Consider the following 16,205-nt stretch of genomic DNA (forward strand, 5'->3'; position numbering starts at 1 on the left):
TTCCTACCCCTGGCCTGACCCGCGTCCGACTATGAAGTGGTGGACCGAGCACTCAGCGTCGCCGCGTTGCTGGATCCCACCCGTCAGGTGGTCCCCTTCCACGGCCGAGAATCCGAGCTGCAGACCCTGGAGCTCTGGCGCGACAGCGCCGCACCCCGGGCCTCCCTGCTGCTGCACGCCCCGGCGGGCGCGGGCAAGACCAGGCTGCTCCAGCGCTTCGCCGAGGCGCACTGGGACGAGGCCGAGCACGGCAGGCTGCTGGTGGTCGACGACGCCGATCGGCTGCCGTGGCAGGCCGTCTTCGAGCTGCTGCAGGACACGCTGCGGCAGGGCCCGGCGCGCACGCGGGTGCTGCTCGCGGCGCGGACCACGGGCTGGTGGTGGTCCTCCACCCGTCAGCGCATCGCCGACTTCGACCACGAGGTCCTGGCCGTCGACCTCACGCCGACCCTCGACGACCGAGCCGAGTCGTTCACGCTCGCCTGCCAGCACTTCGCGAAGCAGCTCGACGTCACCGCGCCGGACGAGCCCCCGCCGAACATCGCCCAGGAGACCGTCCTCGACCTGCACATGGCCGCGCTGGCGGTCGTCCGCGGCGACCCGTGCGACGTGAACCGCACCCAGCTCGTCCGCCGGCTGCTCCAGCACGAGGACGGTTCCGCGACCGGTCGCGTCGCCGAGGACCACCTCGCCGTCGTCACCCCGGACGACCCGGACCCGGACCTGCTGGCCCGCGCCGCCCAGCGGTGGCCGCACCTGCGCCCGCGGCTCGACGACCTCGTCACCGGCACCCCGGAGGTCGTGCGTGACATGGCCTGCGACAGCCTGCGGATCGCCGCCGAGATCGGGTCGTGCGCCACCACCGAGACCATCGCCCGGCAGGTCTTCCGCGACGAGCGCTTCGCCACCGACGCGATCGCGTCGATCCTCACCCGCCGCCTGGTCGAGCGGGCGGGCGACGTCCTCGACCGCGCCGAGATGTACGGGATGCTCAGCGCCCGCACCATGTTGTGCGGCCTGCGCCAGGAGTCCGTCGAGGCCTCGCAGGCCGAGGTCGAGTGCTACCGCGAACTGGTGGAGCGCGACCCGGAGAACCGGCCGTTGCTCGCGGACGCGCTGGGGGACCTCGGACTGCGGCTCATCAACGCTCAGCGCCACGACGAGGTGCTCGCCGTCTCGGAGGAGGCGATCGCGCTCTGGCACGAGATCGCGCTCGACGACCCGGAGACCACCCCGCAGCTCGCGTCCGCCCTGGAGCAGATCGGCTACCGCTACCAGACCCTCGGCCGCGACGAGGAGGCGATGACCGCCATCAGCCGCGCCACGCTGCTGTTCCAGGAGCTCGCGCAGAACCACCCCGCGCTCTTCCGCGCCGACTTCGCGCGCGTCGCCGGCGTGCTCGCGCACCGGTTCCACGCGCAGGGGAACCGGCAGCAGGCGGCCGACTCGATGCACCTCGCGCTCGGCACCTGGCAGGCGCTCGCCGAGGAGGACCCGCGCTACGAGCCGGACCTGGCCCGCAACCTCGTCGCGGCCGGGGCGGTGTTCCTCGACCTGGGGCTCGCGCAGGAGGCCGACGAGACGCTGAAGGACGCGGTGAACCTGTTCCGCCGCCTCGCCGTCGTGAACCCCGAGACGTTCGGCACCGACCTGGCGGACGCGCTGACGCGGCGCAGCCAGGCGTTGCTCGTGCTGGCCGACGACGTGGACGCCGCCCTCACCGCGCGCGAAGCGGTGATGCTGTGGCGTGAGACGGGCGACCGCAAGGGCCTGGGCTCCGCGTTGCTCAACGTCGCACAGGTCGTCGGCGACGTCGGCGCGGCCGAGGAGGCCGTCGAGGTGTACCGCGGCCTGGTCGCGCAGGACCTGGTGTGGAACCAGACCGGCCTCGTCGTCGCCCTCGCCACGTTGGTGGAGCAGCAACTCCTGCGCGGACTCGACGCCGAGGCGCTGGAGACCGCCGACGAGTGCCTGGACCTCTGCCACCGCCTGCCGTCGCAGCTCATCGACTTCTTCGGCCCGAAACTGGTGGCACCACTGCAGAGCACGGCCCGCGCACTGTCCGAATCGGACCACCACGTCCGCGCGCTGCGGCTGTCCGAGTTCGCGGTCGGCGTCTGCCGGGCGCTGACCCCGCGCACGGCCCCCACCGCGTACCTTTCCGCGCTCCAGCAGCACGTGTGCCGGCTGCGCGGCGCGGAGCGGAAGGAGGAGGCGCGCAACACCGCGCACACCGCCGTGGTGCTGTGGCACCTGGCGGGACCGGAGCTGGAGCGCAACGCCGGGTACGCCGACGCCCTGACGATTTACGGCCGCCTGTGCGCGGAGACGAGGCACGACACGGACAAAGCACTCCGGCTCACCCGCCGCGCGGTGGAGATCCTCCGCGCGGCCGGTGAGCCGGTGAAACTGCAGTTCGCCCTGGAGACGGCCGAGGAGCTCAGCTCGTGGTGAGCAGCGAGCGGGCGAAGAACGCGACGTTGGCCGGGCGCTCGGCGAGCCGGCGCATGAAGTAGCCGTACCACTCGTCGCCGTACGGCAGGTACACGCGCATGCGGTTGCCCTCGGCGGCGATGCGGCGCTGCTCCTCGGGCCGGATGCCGTACAGCATCTGGAACTCGTAGGAGTCCTTCGACCGCGCGGACGCGAGGTCGGCGGCGATCGCGATCAGCCGCGGGTCGTGCGAGGCCACCATCGGGTAGCCCTCGCCCGCCATGAGGATCTTCAGGCAGCGCACGTACGACAGGTCGACGTCGTGCTTGTCCTGGTAGGCAACGGAAGCGGGCTCCTGGTAGGCGCCCTTGCACAGCCGCACGCGCGATCCGGCGTGCGCGAGGTCGCGGCAGTCCTGCTCGGTGCGCTTCAGGTACGCCTGCAGCACCGCGCCGACCCACGGGAAGTCGACCCTCAGCTCCCGCAGGATGCCCAGCGTGGAGTCCGTGGTGGTGTGGTCCTCCATGTCGAGCGTCACGGTCGTGCCGACGACGGCGGCCGCCGCGCAGATGCGCCGGGCGTTCTCCAGCGCGATCTTCTCGCCGTCGACCGGCAGCGACTGGCCTACCGCGGACAGCTTGACCGACACCTCGGCGCCCTCGGTGAGCCCCTGCGCCTCCAACCGGGCCAGCAGCGTCAGGTAGGCCTCGACGGTGGCACCCGCCTGGGCCTCCTCGAAGGTGTCCTCGCCCAGGTGGTCGAGGGTCACCAGGCGGCCGTCGCCGACCACCTCGGCGGTCGCGCGGATCGCCGAGTCGACGTCGGCGCCGGCGACGAACCGCTCGACGACGGGCCGGGTCAGCGGCGTCGACTCGACGAGCTTGCGGGCACCCGCGCTGCGGGACGCCAGGAGAAGGCTGGAGCGCAACATAGGTTCACGTCCTCAGGGTGTGAAAGGTGAGAGGAACGTCGAAGTGCTTGTGGCGCAACGACGTTCCCCTCACTCAGGAGGGCCGGATCTAGCCCTGGTGCGGGTGGAGGTGGGAGGTGGGCGCCGCGAAGGTCTCCTTGATGGAGCGCGGGCTGACCCAGCGGAGCAGGTTGTGGACCGACCCCGCCTTGTCGTTCGTGCCGGACGCGCGGCCGCCGCCGAACGGCTGCTGGCCCACGACGGCACCGGTGGGCTTGTCGTTGACGTAGAAGTTGCCGGCGGCGAACCGCAGCTCCTCCTGCGCGTGCGCCACGGCGGCGCGGTCACGCGAGATGATCGAGCCGGTCAGACCGTACGGCGCCGCGCTCTCCATCTGCCCCAGCACGGTCAGGTAGTCGGCGTCCTCGAAGACGTGGATCGCGAGCACCGGGCCGAAGAACTCGGTGGTGAACACGGAGTTCGCCGGGTCCGAACCCAGCAGCACGGTCGGGCGGACGAAGAAGCCGTCCGAGTCGTCGGCCGTGCCACCGGCGGCGATCTCCAGCGACGAGTCCGCGCGAGCGGCCTGCAGCACGCCCGACAGCTTGTCGAACGAGCGGCGGTCGATCACCGCGCCACCGAAGTTCGAGAAGTCGGTGACGTCGCCGTAGGTCAGCGCGTCGACCTCGGCCAGGAACTGGTCCTTGATCTTGTTCCACACCGACCGCGGCACGTAGGCGCGCGACGCGGCGGAGCACTTCTGGCCCTGGTACTCGAAAGCACCGCGGATCAGGGCGACGCGCAGCACGTCCGGGTCGGCCGACGGGTGCGCGAGGATGAAGTCCTTGCCGCCGGTCTCGCCGACGATGCGCGGGTACGAGCGGTAGTTCGCGATGTTCGCGCCGACCTGCGCCCAGAGCTTCTGGAACGTCGCGGTGGAGCCGGTGAAGTGGATGCCCGCGAGGTCGGGAGAGTTGAGGGCCACCTCGGACACCGCGAGGCCGTCACCGGGCAGCAGGTTGATGACGCCGGGCGGCATGCCCGCCTCTTCCAGCAGCCGCATGGTGAGGTGCGCGGCGAACGACTGGGTGGGCGACGGCTTCCACAGCACGACGTTGCCCATCAGCGCGGGCGCGGTCGGCAGGTTGCCGGCGATGGCCGTGAAGTTGAACGGCGTGATGGCGTAGACGAAACCCTCGAGCGGACGGTGGTCCGTGCGGTTCCAGACGCCGGGGGAGGAGATCGGCTGCTCGCTCAGCAGGTTGCGGGCGAACTGCACGTTGAAGCGCCAGAAGTCGATCAGCTCGCACGCCGAGTCGATCTCCGCCTGGATCGCGGTCTTCGACTGGCCGAGCATCGTCGCGGCGTTCAGCGTCTGGCGCCACGGGCCGGCGAGCAGGTCGGCGGCGCGCAGGATGATCGCCGCGCGGTCGTCGAACGACATCGCGCGCCACGCCGGGGCGGCCTCGCGGGCCGCGGCCAGGGCGTCGACGGTGTCCTGCTGGGTCGCGCTGGCCAGCGTGCCGAGGACCGAGCGGTGGTTGTGCGGCTGGACGACGTCGAACCGCTCGCCGCCACCCATGCGCTGCTCGCCACCGATGGTCAGCGTCAGCTCGAGCGGCTCCTTCTGCAGCTCGGCCAGCTTCGCCTGCAGTTCGGCACGCTCCGGGGTACCGGGGGCGTACTGCAGGACCGGCTCGTTGACCGGGGCGGGAACCTGGGTGACCGCGTCCACTCGGCAACTCCTCTTCACGTCAGCGTCGGTACGCACACCGTAAGTCCGGGCGACGTGGCCTCGGTTGTCCAACAGGCCAAGATTCATCAGGTCAGATGTACGATCGGACAGTGTCGAGCCTCCGCCACATCCTGATCGCGCTCGGCGATCCCCTCGTCGAACTGCAGGTCGCTCCGCAGGGCCTGGAGGTGGACGTGCGCGACGTCGTGATCGTGGACCCGGACGACCCACCCGATGTTGCCGCAGGTGATCTGGCCCTGCTGATCGGCGCACGGGGCCGGGCCGCGTTGCCGCTGGTCAGGGCCTCCGGACGGGCGAAGGCGGCGGCCGTCGCGGTGAAGGAGTCGTCGCCGGCGCTCGCCCAGGCGGCCACCGACGCGGGAGTCGCGCTGATCGAGGTCCGGCCCGAGGTCCGCTGGGGCCACCTGGAGTCGCTCGCCAAGGGCGTGCTGACCACGACCACCGACGACGGCGAGGTCCTCGGCGACCTGTTCGCGCTCGCGCAAACGATTGCCACGCTCACCGGCGGCATCGTCAGCATCGAGGACACCGCGAGCCGCGTGCTCGCGTACTCCCGCTCGTCCGACGAGGTCGACGAGCTGCGCCGGCTGTCGATCCTCGGCCGCCAGGGCCCCGAGCCGTACCTGAAGATGCTGCGCGAGTGGGGCGTCTACAACCTGCTCCGCTCCGGCGAGGAGGTCGTGCGCATCGACGAACGCCCCGAGCTCGGCATCCGCCGCCGCATCGCCGTCGGCATCCACGCGGGCAAGCAGCCGCTCGGCTCGATCTGGGTGCAGGAGGGCGACCAGCCGCTGACCGAGCAGGCCGAACGGGCGTTGCTCGGCGCTGCCCGCGTCACTGCCCCGCACCTCATCCAGCAGCGCAACCAGCCCACCTCGCGGTTCCGCGAGAACCTGCTCGCCGCACTGCTCACCGGCCGCATGGACGCCGCCACGGTCGCCGGCCAGATCGGCGCGGACCCGCGCAAACCCGCCGCGGTCGTGGTGTTCGCGGTCCGCAGCGCCGAGGGCGACCGCAGCGAGCACGAGCTGCGCCGCGCCGAGATGACCGGCCTGATCTCCGTGCACGCGGCCGCGTACCGGCGCAGCGCCCTGGTCAGCGAGTCCGGCGGACGCACCTACGTCCTGCTGCCGGACCTAGCCCCGAACGCCCAGCTCCTGAACCTGACAAAGGAAATCGTCCACACCGCACGCCGTCACCTGCACACGGCGGTGCAGGCCGCGGTCGGCTCCACGGTGTCCACACTGGACGACGCGCAGGTCTCGCGGCAGGAGGCCGAACGCGTGCTCGACGCGATGGCCCGCGACCTCGACGCCGAGGTGGCGACGCTCGCCGACGTCCGCTCGCAGGTCCTCGTGAGTGAGATCCTGGCGCTGCTGCAGGACAACCCGCGCATCCGGGATCCGCGCATCGACGCGCTGGACCCGGAGCTCGCGAAGTCACTGCTGGCGTACCTCGACGCGTTGGGTGACGTGCGCGCGGCGGCGGACCGTCTGCACGTGCACCCGAACACGTTGAGGTACCGGCTCAAGCGGATCGACCTGGACCTGGACGACCCGCTCGTCCGGCTCGTCGCCCAGCTTCAGCTCAGGATGCGGTAGAGCAGCGCCCGTTCCGCGATCGTCCACGTCGTCGTGGTGAGCAGGTACAGCCCGGCGGCCAGCGGCAGGTAGGCCGCCACCAGGAGCGTGCCGAACGGCAGCACCTTGATCAGCCCGGTCATGAACCCCGGCTGGGGTGTGATCGTCATCCGCGACTGCTGCCACTTCACGGTCAGGTAGGCGACCGCGGCGAGCAGGCCGAACAGCACGAAGAACACCCACGCGAAGCCGTTGGTGAAGTGCGTGCCGAGCGAGACGCCGAACAACGTGCCCTCCAGCAACGGGTTCGGCGTGGTGACGACCTGGTAGATGACCATGAAGAACGGGACGGTCGCGAGCATCGGCAGCATGCCCGCGAACATCGAGACGCCGTTCTTCTTGTACACCTTCTGCGACTCCTCCGAGAACCGCACCAGGTCCTTGCCGTACTTCTTCTGCAGCTTCTGGATCTCCGGCGCGAGCTTGGCCTTGGCCTTCTCGCCGCGCACGGCCGCGCGGTAGAAGGGGTGCAGCGCGAGCCGCACGACGATGGTGAACAGCACGATGGCGAGCGCGGGCATGCCGAAGCTCGCCAGGGCAGCGCCCAGGTCAGCGAACAAGGGTGGTTTCTCCGTCTTGAGTTGGGCTTGCGGGACGTGTCAGAACGTCCGGCATCCCGGTGCTCGAGGACGGGCTTTGCCTGCTGCGTCGGGGTTTCGCAGCCGCAGCTGTGCCGTGCGCTGGGCTCGTTCGCGGATCGAGAGCGACCGCGCCGGTGCCACCGACAGCGGCACCAGCGCGACGACCACGATCAACGCGAGGGCGAGCGCGGTCACGGCCGCGACGACCTCGGTGGGCGACGAGAACAGCGTGAAGGCGTAGAGGGCAGGCAGGAAGACCGCGAGCAGGAGCATCGCCCGCTGCTTGGTCTCCGGTCGCCACATGCCCTGCAGACTACCTGGACTTGACTGGAATGGGGGCGGTCTGCAGGACAACGCCTGTTTCGTCGTAGAGCCTGACGTCCTTCGGCTTGCCCAGGCTCGGCCACCAGGCCAGGACCCAGCCGTTGCCGATGGTCGCGGTCACCTCCAGCCCGTCGTCGGTGCCGATGACCACCTTGCCGACCGCGCGGCTCACCCGTCCCTTCATGACGGTCATGGCGTTGCGACCATCCACGTCGTACATGCCCACGGACGGGACGAAGTCGGCGAACAGCCGGTCGCCGAGCGGTTCCTGGTCCTGGAGGTTCCCGCGTCCGTTCGCGCCGACGCCCGTCGGTGTCCGCAGGCACAGCATCTCGGACTGCGGACCGATGTACTGCACCATCGTCATGTCTCCGCGCTGGTCGACGACGGCCACGTCCCGCGGAGCAGGCCAGTCCGGTCCGTTCACGCCCCGTTCGGCGTCGTGCCGGTCGAGCGTCTTCCCGCAGTCCGCCAGCACGGGTGCCAGGTCGCCGGGCGCCCTCGGTTCGGCGGTCCACGCCGCGGCGGCGTCCTGGTTCGTCGGCGTCCACAGCACCAGCGTCACGGCCACGGCGGCCACGAGGGCTGTCGCCGGCACCGTGAAGCGCCACCACCGGCGGGACGGCTTCGCGCTGACCTCGGTGAGCAGCGCGTGCTTGCGGACCTGCAGCCGCATCGGGTCGAGCTGCGGGATGTCCGGGGTGATGTTCACAGCGCCTCCTCCACCAGTGCGCCTCGCACGGTGCGTTGCGCGCGAGCGAGACGGGACTTCACCGTGCCGACCGGGATGCCGAGCACCTGCGCGATCTGCGCCTGGGACAGGTCCGACCACGCGGACATCTCCAGCACCTCCCGGTCGCCTGCGGGCAGGTTCTCCAACTCCGCGATCACCGCCCGTGTCCTGGCCTCGGCGTCCACGCGCCGTGCGACGTCATCGGCGTGATCGTCGTCTGCGTGCGCCGGCGGAACTTTGCCCAGCGCGGCCTTGTACCGCGTGCGAGCGCGTTGGTGATTGCGGGTGGCGCCCAGGGCGACGGTGTAGAGCCACGGCAGGAGGGACTCCTCGACCCTCACGGACGTGCGTTTGCGCCAGGTCTCCATGAACACCACGGACACCAGGTCCTCGGCGCCCGCCCACGTACCGGTGCGGCGCAGGCAGTAGGCGAACACGGCTTGGGCGTGGCGCTCGAACAGCAGTCCGAACGCGTCCCCGTCGCCGGTCCGGACCCGCCCCCAGAGTTCTTCGTCGGTCACGGACCCTCCTCTCTTCCCCGCCTATGTCCGCGCGGGGGAGGGCGGTTCACGACTCGACCAGACCCGGCCGTTCGGGGTGGTCGTAACGCACGAACAGGTCGGCCGACGGCTCGTAGTCGTCGAACGCGGGCAGCGTCCACTCCTCGGCCGTCTTGCGCTTCAAGGCGCCGGGGGAGAGCCACAGGTGGACCGTGAGCTCGGCCGGCAGCCACCGGTCGAGCATCAGCGTGCCGTCGACGAGCACGACCCCGTTCTCCGGCAGGTCGACGTACTCGGCGCGGCTCGCCCGGTCGGTGGCGGCGTTCCACAACGAGGGCAGCACGCGGCCGTCCAGCGCCGGGTCGAGGACCTCGCGCTGCAGCCCCTTGTAGTCGAACCAGTCGTGCCGGTACGAGTACGAGTCCGTGCGGCCGTGCTCCAGCCGCACCGAAGCGGGGCGCAGGAAGTCCTGCAGGGACACCCGCTGCACCGCGCGACCCAAGGCGCGCAACGGTTCCACGGCGGCGTCCGCGAGCCTGCCGGGTTCGGCGGCGGGTGCGCCGTCGATCAGGACGCGCACCCGTCCGTCGAGCTCCGACACCTGGTCGACGATCTCGGCGACGAGCGTGTCGAAGGTCAGCGGCCGAACCTTCACGGCTGCCAGTCCGCCCAGGCCGTGTCCCACCAGATGTCCCCGGACGCCAGCATCTTCTCGATCTTCAGGGCCTCGGCCCGGATCTCCTCGGCCTCGCGTGCGGAGTACTTGCCCGACGCGACCTGCTCCTCGAACTCGTCGAGGTCGCGCTGCGCCCACGTGCCGTCCGGGGCGAGGGTGTAGTCGAGCGCGTGGTCGAGGGTCTCGAACCCGTCCTCGACGCGGCGGTAGGGCGCCTGCAGGTTCAGGTAGTAGTTGCCGAAGACCCTGTCCTCGCCCTTCCAGAACAGGTCGACGGAGTAGGCGTCCTGCGGGCGGTGCAGCATCAGCTTGCCGTGGCCGCGCCAGAAACCGCGGTCGGGCTGGTCCCACGGGTGCGGGTGGTGGTGGTCGGGGTAGGTGAGGCGCGTGCCCGGCTCCACGAACACCGCGAGCAGTCCCGGCTCGTCGGCGACGACCCTGGTCGGCATCTCCGACCAGACCTTGCCGTGCAGCACCTCACGCCGCACCACCACTTCACCGGGCGTGAACGACCTCATGCGCAGAACTTACGTGATCACGCTCGGCGGCGTCCTCCGCCAGCATCTTCCGCTTGAGCGGCGGCACCGCGTTCGTCACGCGCAGGAACGTCCGCGAGAACGCGGCCGCGACCCGTCCGATCACGGGCTTGTGGATCAGGCTCGTACCGTCCATCATCTCGCGCGACGCCTCCACGGCGTGGAAGCCGTACTCGACCATCTCCCGTTCGTACTCGCCGATGGCCTGCACGGTGTTCCCGCTGCGGTCGGCCTCGGCGAGCTTGCGGCACAACAGTTCCGCGTCGCGCAGTGCCGTGTTCGCGCCGATGCCGCGGCCGGGGGTCATGAGGTGCACCGAGTCGCCGATCATGGTGACGCTGCTCGGTTCCCACGGCTCGAGGCGCTCGGACGTGCGGACCCTGATCGGGAACACGGTCTCCGGTGAGGCCTTCGCGAACAGCTCGCGCAGGTCCGGGTGGAAGCGCGGGGTCAGGTTCAGCACGACCTGCTTGAGCTCGGCCGGGCTCATGCCGTTCAGGTCCGGGAACTTGTCGTGCGCGGCCGCGTAGCCCCACATGATGTAGTCGTCCTCGACGCCCGTGCCGTCGAAGCGCATGACGTGGACGATCACGAACTCGCCGTGCGGCCCGAACAGCAGCGTGATGCCGCCGTCGGCCAGCGGGGGCAGCAGCTTCGCGTTCTCGTCGGTCAGCGGCAGCTTGCCCGCGATCGACGTGATGCCCGTGTCGACCACCTTGGCGTGCGGCAGGCGTTGCCGGCGCACCTTGGACTGCGCACCGTCCGCGCCGACCAGCACGTCGCCGGTCTCGGACGTGCCGTCCTCGAAGTGCGCGGTGACCGTGCCGTCGTCGTGCTGGGTGTAGTGCGTGAACGTCTTGCCGAACCGCACGACGTCGTCCAGGCCGTTCAGCAGCGCCGTGCGCATGGCGATCCGGCTGACGGACTTCTCGCTGCGGCTGTCGTCGAGGTTCGTGTCGACCTCGCCGACCAGCAGCTCCTTGTACTTCTCGGTCCGCATGACGATGTGCTTCGGCGGCCTGGCCGTGGTGCGGACGAACTCCGCGAACACGGCCGGTGGTAAGCAGCTGTGCAGCGCTTTGCTGCCGTCCGGGCTGATCCCGACCCGGTAGCCGATCAGCATGCTGCGCGGCGTGCGGTCGCGTTCGAACAGCGCCACGTCCACGCCGGCCTTCTTCAGCCCGTGCGCCAGGCACAGGCCACCGGTCCCCGCTCCGATGACGAGTACGCGCATGACAGCCTCCCCTACTAAGTCTCTTAGCAAGGAAGATATTCAGGTTTTGAGACTCTTGTCAACGGCGGTCAGTCGTCGTAGTGCAGTCTCCGGAGCCTGGCGGTCGCGAGGGCGAGCCGGACGTCGTCCGGTGGCAGCAGCCTGACCAGCTGTTCCAGTGCCTCGACGTCGTGCTCGCCCGAGTCGGTCTGGGTGAACGTCCACAGCGCGTTCGCGTCGCCGCGCTGCAGGACCGCCTTGCGCACGCCGGTCGCGAGGTCGTCCCGCTCTGCCCGCACGACGGGGGCCTCGGAGCGGCGCAACAGTGAACCGCGGTACCGGCTCGCGGCCAGCGGCACGTCGGCGTCCTTGAGCGCGGCGCGCACGGCCAGGAAGTCGGTCTCGACGTCGGCGGTGAGCCGGTACGGCCGGGTCGCGAGCACGTCCGGGCCCAGCTGGGCGCGCAGCCGGTGCAGTTCGGCGCGCACGGTCGTGGGGTTGCCCCGCTCGCCGTAGAGGTGCAGCGCGAGCTGGTCGGCCGTGAGCCTGCCCTGCAACGCCAGCGCGCACAGGATCTCCGCGTGCCGCAACGAGAGCGGCACCTCGCGGCCGTCCAGCACGACCTTGGGTTCGGGCAGCAGGAACGACAGCGACAGCACGCCGCGCCGGACGTGCCGCTGGCGGGGGATGCGCAGCAGGTAGCCCTGGGCGAGCGGCTCCAGCACCGCCTCGCGGCCGTCCGGCAGCTCCACCCGGTCGCGGGAGACGTCCACCCGCGCGGGCAGCAGGCCGTACGGGTCGGCGGCCACCACCCGGCCGGTCGGGCTGAGCAGCGCGCCGGGCTGGCCGCGCAGCGCGAGGAGGTGGCGCATGTTGCGGGCCCGCAGCTCCTCGTCCTGGGCGTGCATCCGCGCGAGCATCTCCGACTCGGCGAGCCGGGCCGACGCCGAGACCAGAGCCACCATCGAGGGGTGGACGGTCTCGATCGGGCCGCTCAGGTCGACGACCCCGATCGTGGTGCCCGTGTCGGGGTCGCGGATCGGGCTCGCCGCGCACGTCCAGTGGTGGTAGGTCCGGACCAGGTGCTCGGCCGAGTGGACCGTGACGGGGGAGTTCACCGCGAGCGCGGTGCCCATGCCGTTCGTCCCGGCCGCGCCCTCCGACCAGAGCGTTCCCTCCGCCAGGCCGACGTCCTCGGCGCTGCCGCGGGTGTCCTTGGAGCCCTCGCACCACAGGATGTGGCCCTGGGCGTCCGCGACGATCATGATGTGCTTGGCTTCCTCGGCGAAGCCCAGCAACGTGTCGCGCAGCACCGGCAGCGTCGGGTGCAGCGGATGCCGTTCGCGCAGGTCGGAGAGCTCGTCGGCGGCGAACACGGTCGGCGCGGTGTGCAGGTCGGGATCGACGTTGGCGGCGAGTGATCGCTGCCACGACGCGGAAATCACTGAGCGTGGCGAATTCACCGTGCGAGTGCCACTCAACACGGCGTCTCTGACTCGACTCAGCAACAGTGCGTGTTGCCCGGGTTCGTGGGCCACTGATCCATCCACGGCTTGCAACGAGCATGCAACGTTCTGCTGCCTACTTTCTCATTTTCCCCACCACACTCCGCCGGTGGGCCTCTTTCGGCAGGGAGTCGCAATGACGCAGTACGCGGCACCGGGTCAGCCCGGCAGCGTGGTCGCGTACCGAGCGAGGTACGACCACTTCATCGGCGGCGACTACGTGTCGCCCGTGGCCGGCGAGTACGTCGAGAACGTCACCCCGGTGACCGGTGACGTGTTCACCGAGGTCGCCCGCGGCACCGACGCCGACCGAGCCCGTGCGCTGCACGCCGCCAGTGGCGCCGCACGGGCGTGGGGGTGCACCACGCCCCGAGAGCGCGCCACGGTGCTGGTCGAGATCGCGGACCGCATCGAGGAGCACGCGACCGAGCTCGCCGTCGCCGAGACGTGGGACAACGGCAAGCCCGTCCGCGAGGCCCTGGTCGCCGACCTGCCGATGCTGATCGAGCTGTTCCGCCAGTACGCCGCCGTCATCCGCGCCGAGGTGGGCGAGGTCGAGCAGCTCGGCCGCAACACCGTCGACTACCGCACGTTCCAGCCGCTCGGCGTCGTGCACGAGCGCGTCTCGTGGACGTTCCCGCTGATGAACGCCTGCCGCGTGCTCGCGCCCGCGCTCGCCGCCGGCAACGCCGTCGTGCTGGAGCCCGCGCTGCAGACGCCGGCCTCGATCCACGTGCTGCTGGGCGTGATCGCCGACCTGCTGCCGCCCGGCGTCGTCAACGTCGTCACCGGCTCCGCCGACCACCCCGTGCAGGTCGGCCGCTGTCCGAACATCTTCTTCGGCGACGTCACCGCGCAGCGCGACAGCTTCCTGGACAAGGCGCTGGAGGGCTTCGCGATGTTCGCGGCCAACCAGGGCGAGATCGCCACGGCCCCGTCCCGCGCGTTGATCCAGACCGCCGTCTACGAGGAGTTCCTGCACCTCGTGACGGTCCGTGCGCAGAACCTGCGGATGGGCGACCCGCTCGACACCGACACGATGGTCGGCGCTGTCGTGAGTCTTGCGCAACGCGATCGAGTTCTTGCGTACGTGGAGCGCGGCAAGGCCGAGGGCGCGCGCCTGGTCGTGGGCGGCGAGGCGTCCGGCCACTACGTGCAGCCGACGATCTTCGAGGGCGACCACCGCTCCGCCGTGTTCGCCGACGACGTGCTCGGCCCGGTCGTGTCCGTGACCCGCTTCGACGACCGCGACGACGCGCTGAAGATCGCGAACGAGGCCACCGCCCAGCTCGGCGCCGGCGTCTGGTGCCGCGACGTCGTCCTCGCGCACAACGTCGGCCACGACCTGCGCGCCGAGCGGGTGTGGATCAACAACTACTACGCGTACCCGGCGAACACCGCCGTGCTCGCCGACTACCGCCGCGTGAAGCACCTCGTGGTCAGCTACTCCGACCGCGGGCAGGGCTACTTCTAGCTCACTGCTTCCAGGGCACCTGGCCGCTCGCGTAGAAGTTGACGCCCTGCACCCTCCACCGGGGTGCCTGCGCGCCGAGCGCAGGCGCGAACCGGTCCCAGTCGTGCGCGCTCGCGGGCGCCCAGCCCAGTTCCGCCGCGACCGGCAGCCGCGGGAACGCCATGTACTCGATGTCGGCGGACGTCTGGACGGTCTCCGTCCACAAAGGAGCCTCAACGCCCCGGACACTCGCCTCGGTCACACCGTTCAGGTACGCGCCGGGGTTCCAGCTGTAGGAGTCCTTGACCTCGACGTGCCCAGCCCAGTCGAGTCCGAGCTCGGTGTCCTTGTCGTACTTCATGTCGAGGTAGATCCGGTTGGCCGGCGACATGAGCACCTTGTTGCCGCGCTCGGCAGCCGCGGCGACGTTGTCGTCGGTCGTCGTGGTCCCCCAGAACTGCGGGATGACGCTCGTGTCCTCGGTGGTCTTGATGTACTCGTGCCACCCGACCGTCGTCTTGCCGTACTTCTCCACCAACGGCAGCACGCGGTCCATGAACGTCTGGTAGTCGGCGTCGGGTGTGGAGAGCGCCTCGTCACCGCCGATGTGGAGGTACGGGCCGGGCGTGATCGCGGCGACCTCGCGGATGACGTCCTCGACGAACCGGTACGTGATGTCCTCGTTGATGCACAACGAGCTGAAGCCGACCTCGATGCCGGTGTAGAGCGACTTCTTCTCGCCGTCGCTGTTCAGTTCGGCGTAGCTCGCCTGGGCGGCGTTGGTGTGTCCCGGCATGTCGAACTCGGGGATGACCGTGATGCCCCGGTCCGCCGCGTACGCGACAAGGTCCCGGTACTGGTCCTGGGTGTAGAACAGCTCGCCGGTGCGGCCGCCGACCTCGGTGCTGCCGCCGATCTTCGTGAGCTCGGGCCAGCTCTCGATCTCCAGCCGCCAGCCCTGGTCGTCGGTCAAGTGCAGGTGGAAGTAGTTGATCTTGAAGGCGGCGATCTGATCGATGTAGCGCTTGACCTGTTCTGGGGTGAAGAAGTGCCTTGAGACGTCCAGCATGGCGCCGCGGTGGTGGTACCTGGGGTGGTCCAGGATGCTCGCGCCCGGGATGTGCCACGGGCCGTGCTGTCTGGTCTTGGCCTCGATCTGGGGCGGCAGGAGTTGGCGCAGGGTCTGGATGCCGTTGAAGTGGCCCGCGGTGGTGTTCGCTCGGATGACCACCTGGTTGGGGGTGACGTCCAGCTGGTAGCCCTCTGGGCCCGTTTTCTCGTCTGCTCCCGCGGTCAGGACTATGCCGTCGGTTGGTGCTTTGTCCTGTTCGATCGGGAGGTCGTAGCCGGTGGAGGGGCGGAGGATTGATGCCAGCAGTTCTGCCGGTTTTTGGGCCTCGGGGGTGGCTACTTGGATCTTCGCGGAATTGGTGAGGGTGAAGGTGATTTCTGGGTGGGGCTTCACCTGGGCTGGTTGGGGGACCAGCTCTTGCAGGGTGGTGGCGGGGGCGGCCTCTGCTTGTTCGGTCACCAGCACTCCTGATCCGGCGATCGCCAGCGCGGTCAGCGCGGCCTGCAGTTGTGTCGACTTCACGCCCCTCCGGGGCGTGGTTTCACCGTTTCAGGGGTGGGGATTCGGTGTCAAGGTTTAGACCAATTTTTTGGGCGCGTCGGTTTCGTTGGTGGTTCCTTTGCGTTGGCGGGCCGCCTGTTGCGTGCTTCCCCTGGGGCTCTGCCCCAGACCCCGGCAATCTGATCAGGGGGTCCGCGCTGTGGGCGGGTTGATGGCACGCCTGTTGCTCAGAGCGGCTGCCTGTTGCGTAGATGTTTGCGTTGGCGGTGGGGTCCCATCACGAGCCGAGCCAAGAGCGGGCCACACGTGAAGAGGGGTGGGGAAAAGGAGAAAAAAAGATGTAGTTTTGAAAACACAAAAAAAAAGAAGAAG

14 protein-coding genes are annotated in these 16,205 nt (G+C 70.0%); 3 read left to right on the forward strand and 11 right to left on the reverse strand.

The window, feature by feature from the left end; all coding sequences use genetic code 11:
- Nucleotides 1-39: 39 nt before the first annotated feature.
- Nucleotides 40-2,454 carry a hypothetical protein gene (locus ABZX02_RS17095; protein ID WP_355299103.1) on the forward strand — a complete coding sequence of 805 codons (2,415 nt, stop codon included), beginning with the start codon at nt 40-42 and terminating at the stop codon, nt 2,452-2,454.
- Here the strand turns inward: ABZX02_RS17095 and ABZX02_RS17100 are convergent.
- Both ABZX02_RS17100 and pruA read right to left on the reverse strand, forming a co-directional pair.
- Nucleotides 2,441-3,364, reverse strand: a complete 924-nt coding sequence (locus tag ABZX02_RS17100; protein WP_355299105.1) for a proline dehydrogenase family protein — start codon at nt 3,362-3,364, stop codon at nt 2,441-2,443. The two genes, ABZX02_RS17095 and ABZX02_RS17100, sit on opposite strands and share 14 nt — an antisense overlap.
- Before the next feature lie 88 nt (nt 3,365-3,452).
- On the reverse strand, nt 3,453-5,078 hold the full coding sequence (gene pruA, locus ABZX02_RS17105; RefSeq protein ID WP_355299107.1) for an L-glutamate gamma-semialdehyde dehydrogenase: 1,626 nt from the start codon (nt 5,076-5,078) through the stop codon (nt 3,453-3,455).
- Between the two features lie 110 nt (nt 5,079-5,188).
- Between pruA and ABZX02_RS17110 the strand changes: the two genes are divergently transcribed.
- Nucleotides 5,189-6,700, forward strand: a complete 1,512-nt coding sequence (locus ABZX02_RS17110; RefSeq protein WP_355299109.1) for a helix-turn-helix domain-containing protein — start codon at nt 5,189-5,191, stop codon at nt 6,698-6,700.
- On the opposite strand, the gene yidC is transcribed toward ABZX02_RS17110, so the two are convergent.
- From yidC to ABZX02_RS17150, 8 genes are all read right to left on the reverse strand, one after another.
- Nucleotides 6,682-7,299 carry a membrane protein insertase YidC gene (gene yidC / locus ABZX02_RS17115; RefSeq protein WP_355299111.1) on the reverse strand — a complete coding sequence of 206 codons (618 nt, stop codon included), beginning with the start codon at nt 7,297-7,299 and terminating at the stop codon, nt 6,682-6,684. The two genes, ABZX02_RS17110 and yidC, sit on opposite strands and share 19 nt — an antisense overlap.
- 39 nt (nt 7,300-7,338) lie before the next feature.
- Entirely contained in the window at nt 7,339-7,623 is a 285-nt protein-coding gene (locus ABZX02_RS17120) for a DUF6412 domain-containing protein (protein ID WP_355299113.1), read from the reverse strand.
- Between the two features lie 10 nt (nt 7,624-7,633).
- Nucleotides 7,634-8,356 carry a hypothetical protein gene (locus tag ABZX02_RS17125; RefSeq protein WP_355299114.1) on the reverse strand — a complete coding sequence of 241 codons (723 nt, stop codon included), beginning with the start codon at nt 8,354-8,356 and terminating at the stop codon, nt 7,634-7,636.
- A complete protein-coding gene (locus tag ABZX02_RS17130; protein ID WP_355299116.1) occupies nt 8,353-8,898 on the reverse strand; it encodes an RNA polymerase sigma factor in 546 nt (181 codons plus the stop codon). The genes ABZX02_RS17125 and ABZX02_RS17130 overlap by 4 nt, the downstream gene beginning before the upstream one ends.
- A gap of 46 nt (nt 8,899-8,944) precedes the next feature.
- Complete coding sequence (locus tag ABZX02_RS17135; RefSeq protein ID WP_355299118.1) at nt 8,945-9,562, reverse strand: uridine kinase; 618 nt, start codon at nt 9,560-9,562, stop codon at nt 8,945-8,947.
- A complete protein-coding gene (locus ABZX02_RS17140; protein WP_355299120.1) occupies nt 9,529-10,071 on the reverse strand; it encodes a DUF402 domain-containing protein in 543 nt (180 codons plus the stop codon). The genes ABZX02_RS17135 and ABZX02_RS17140 overlap by 34 nt, the downstream gene beginning before the upstream one ends.
- On the reverse strand, nt 10,049-11,323 hold the full coding sequence (locus tag ABZX02_RS17145) for an NAD(P)/FAD-dependent oxidoreductase (protein WP_355299122.1): 1,275 nt from the start codon (nt 11,321-11,323) through the stop codon (nt 10,049-10,051). The genes ABZX02_RS17140 and ABZX02_RS17145 overlap by 23 nt, the downstream gene beginning before the upstream one ends.
- Nucleotides 11,324-11,391: 68 nt before the next feature.
- Nucleotides 11,392-12,747, reverse strand: coding sequence for a GAF domain-containing protein (locus ABZX02_RS17150; protein WP_355299124.1), 1,356 nt, complete (start codon nt 12,745-12,747; stop codon nt 11,392-11,394).
- Between the two features lie 196 nt (nt 12,748-12,943).
- Between ABZX02_RS17150 and ABZX02_RS17155 the strand changes: the two genes are divergently transcribed.
- Complete coding sequence (locus ABZX02_RS17155) at nt 12,944-14,281, forward strand: aldehyde dehydrogenase family protein (RefSeq protein WP_355299126.1); 1,338 nt, start codon at nt 12,944-12,946, stop codon at nt 14,279-14,281.
- 1 nt (nt 14,282) lies between these two features.
- Here the strand turns inward: ABZX02_RS17155 and ABZX02_RS17160 are convergent, their stop codons facing one another.
- Complete coding sequence (locus ABZX02_RS17160; protein WP_355299128.1) at nt 14,283-15,854, reverse strand: beta-N-acetylhexosaminidase; 1,572 nt, start codon at nt 15,852-15,854, stop codon at nt 14,283-14,285.
- Nucleotides 15,855-16,205: the final 351 nt, after the last annotated feature.

Source organism: Lentzea sp. NPDC003310, from assembly GCF_040610935.1.
GTDB lineage: Bacteria > Actinomycetota > Actinomycetes > Mycobacteriales > Pseudonocardiaceae > Lentzea.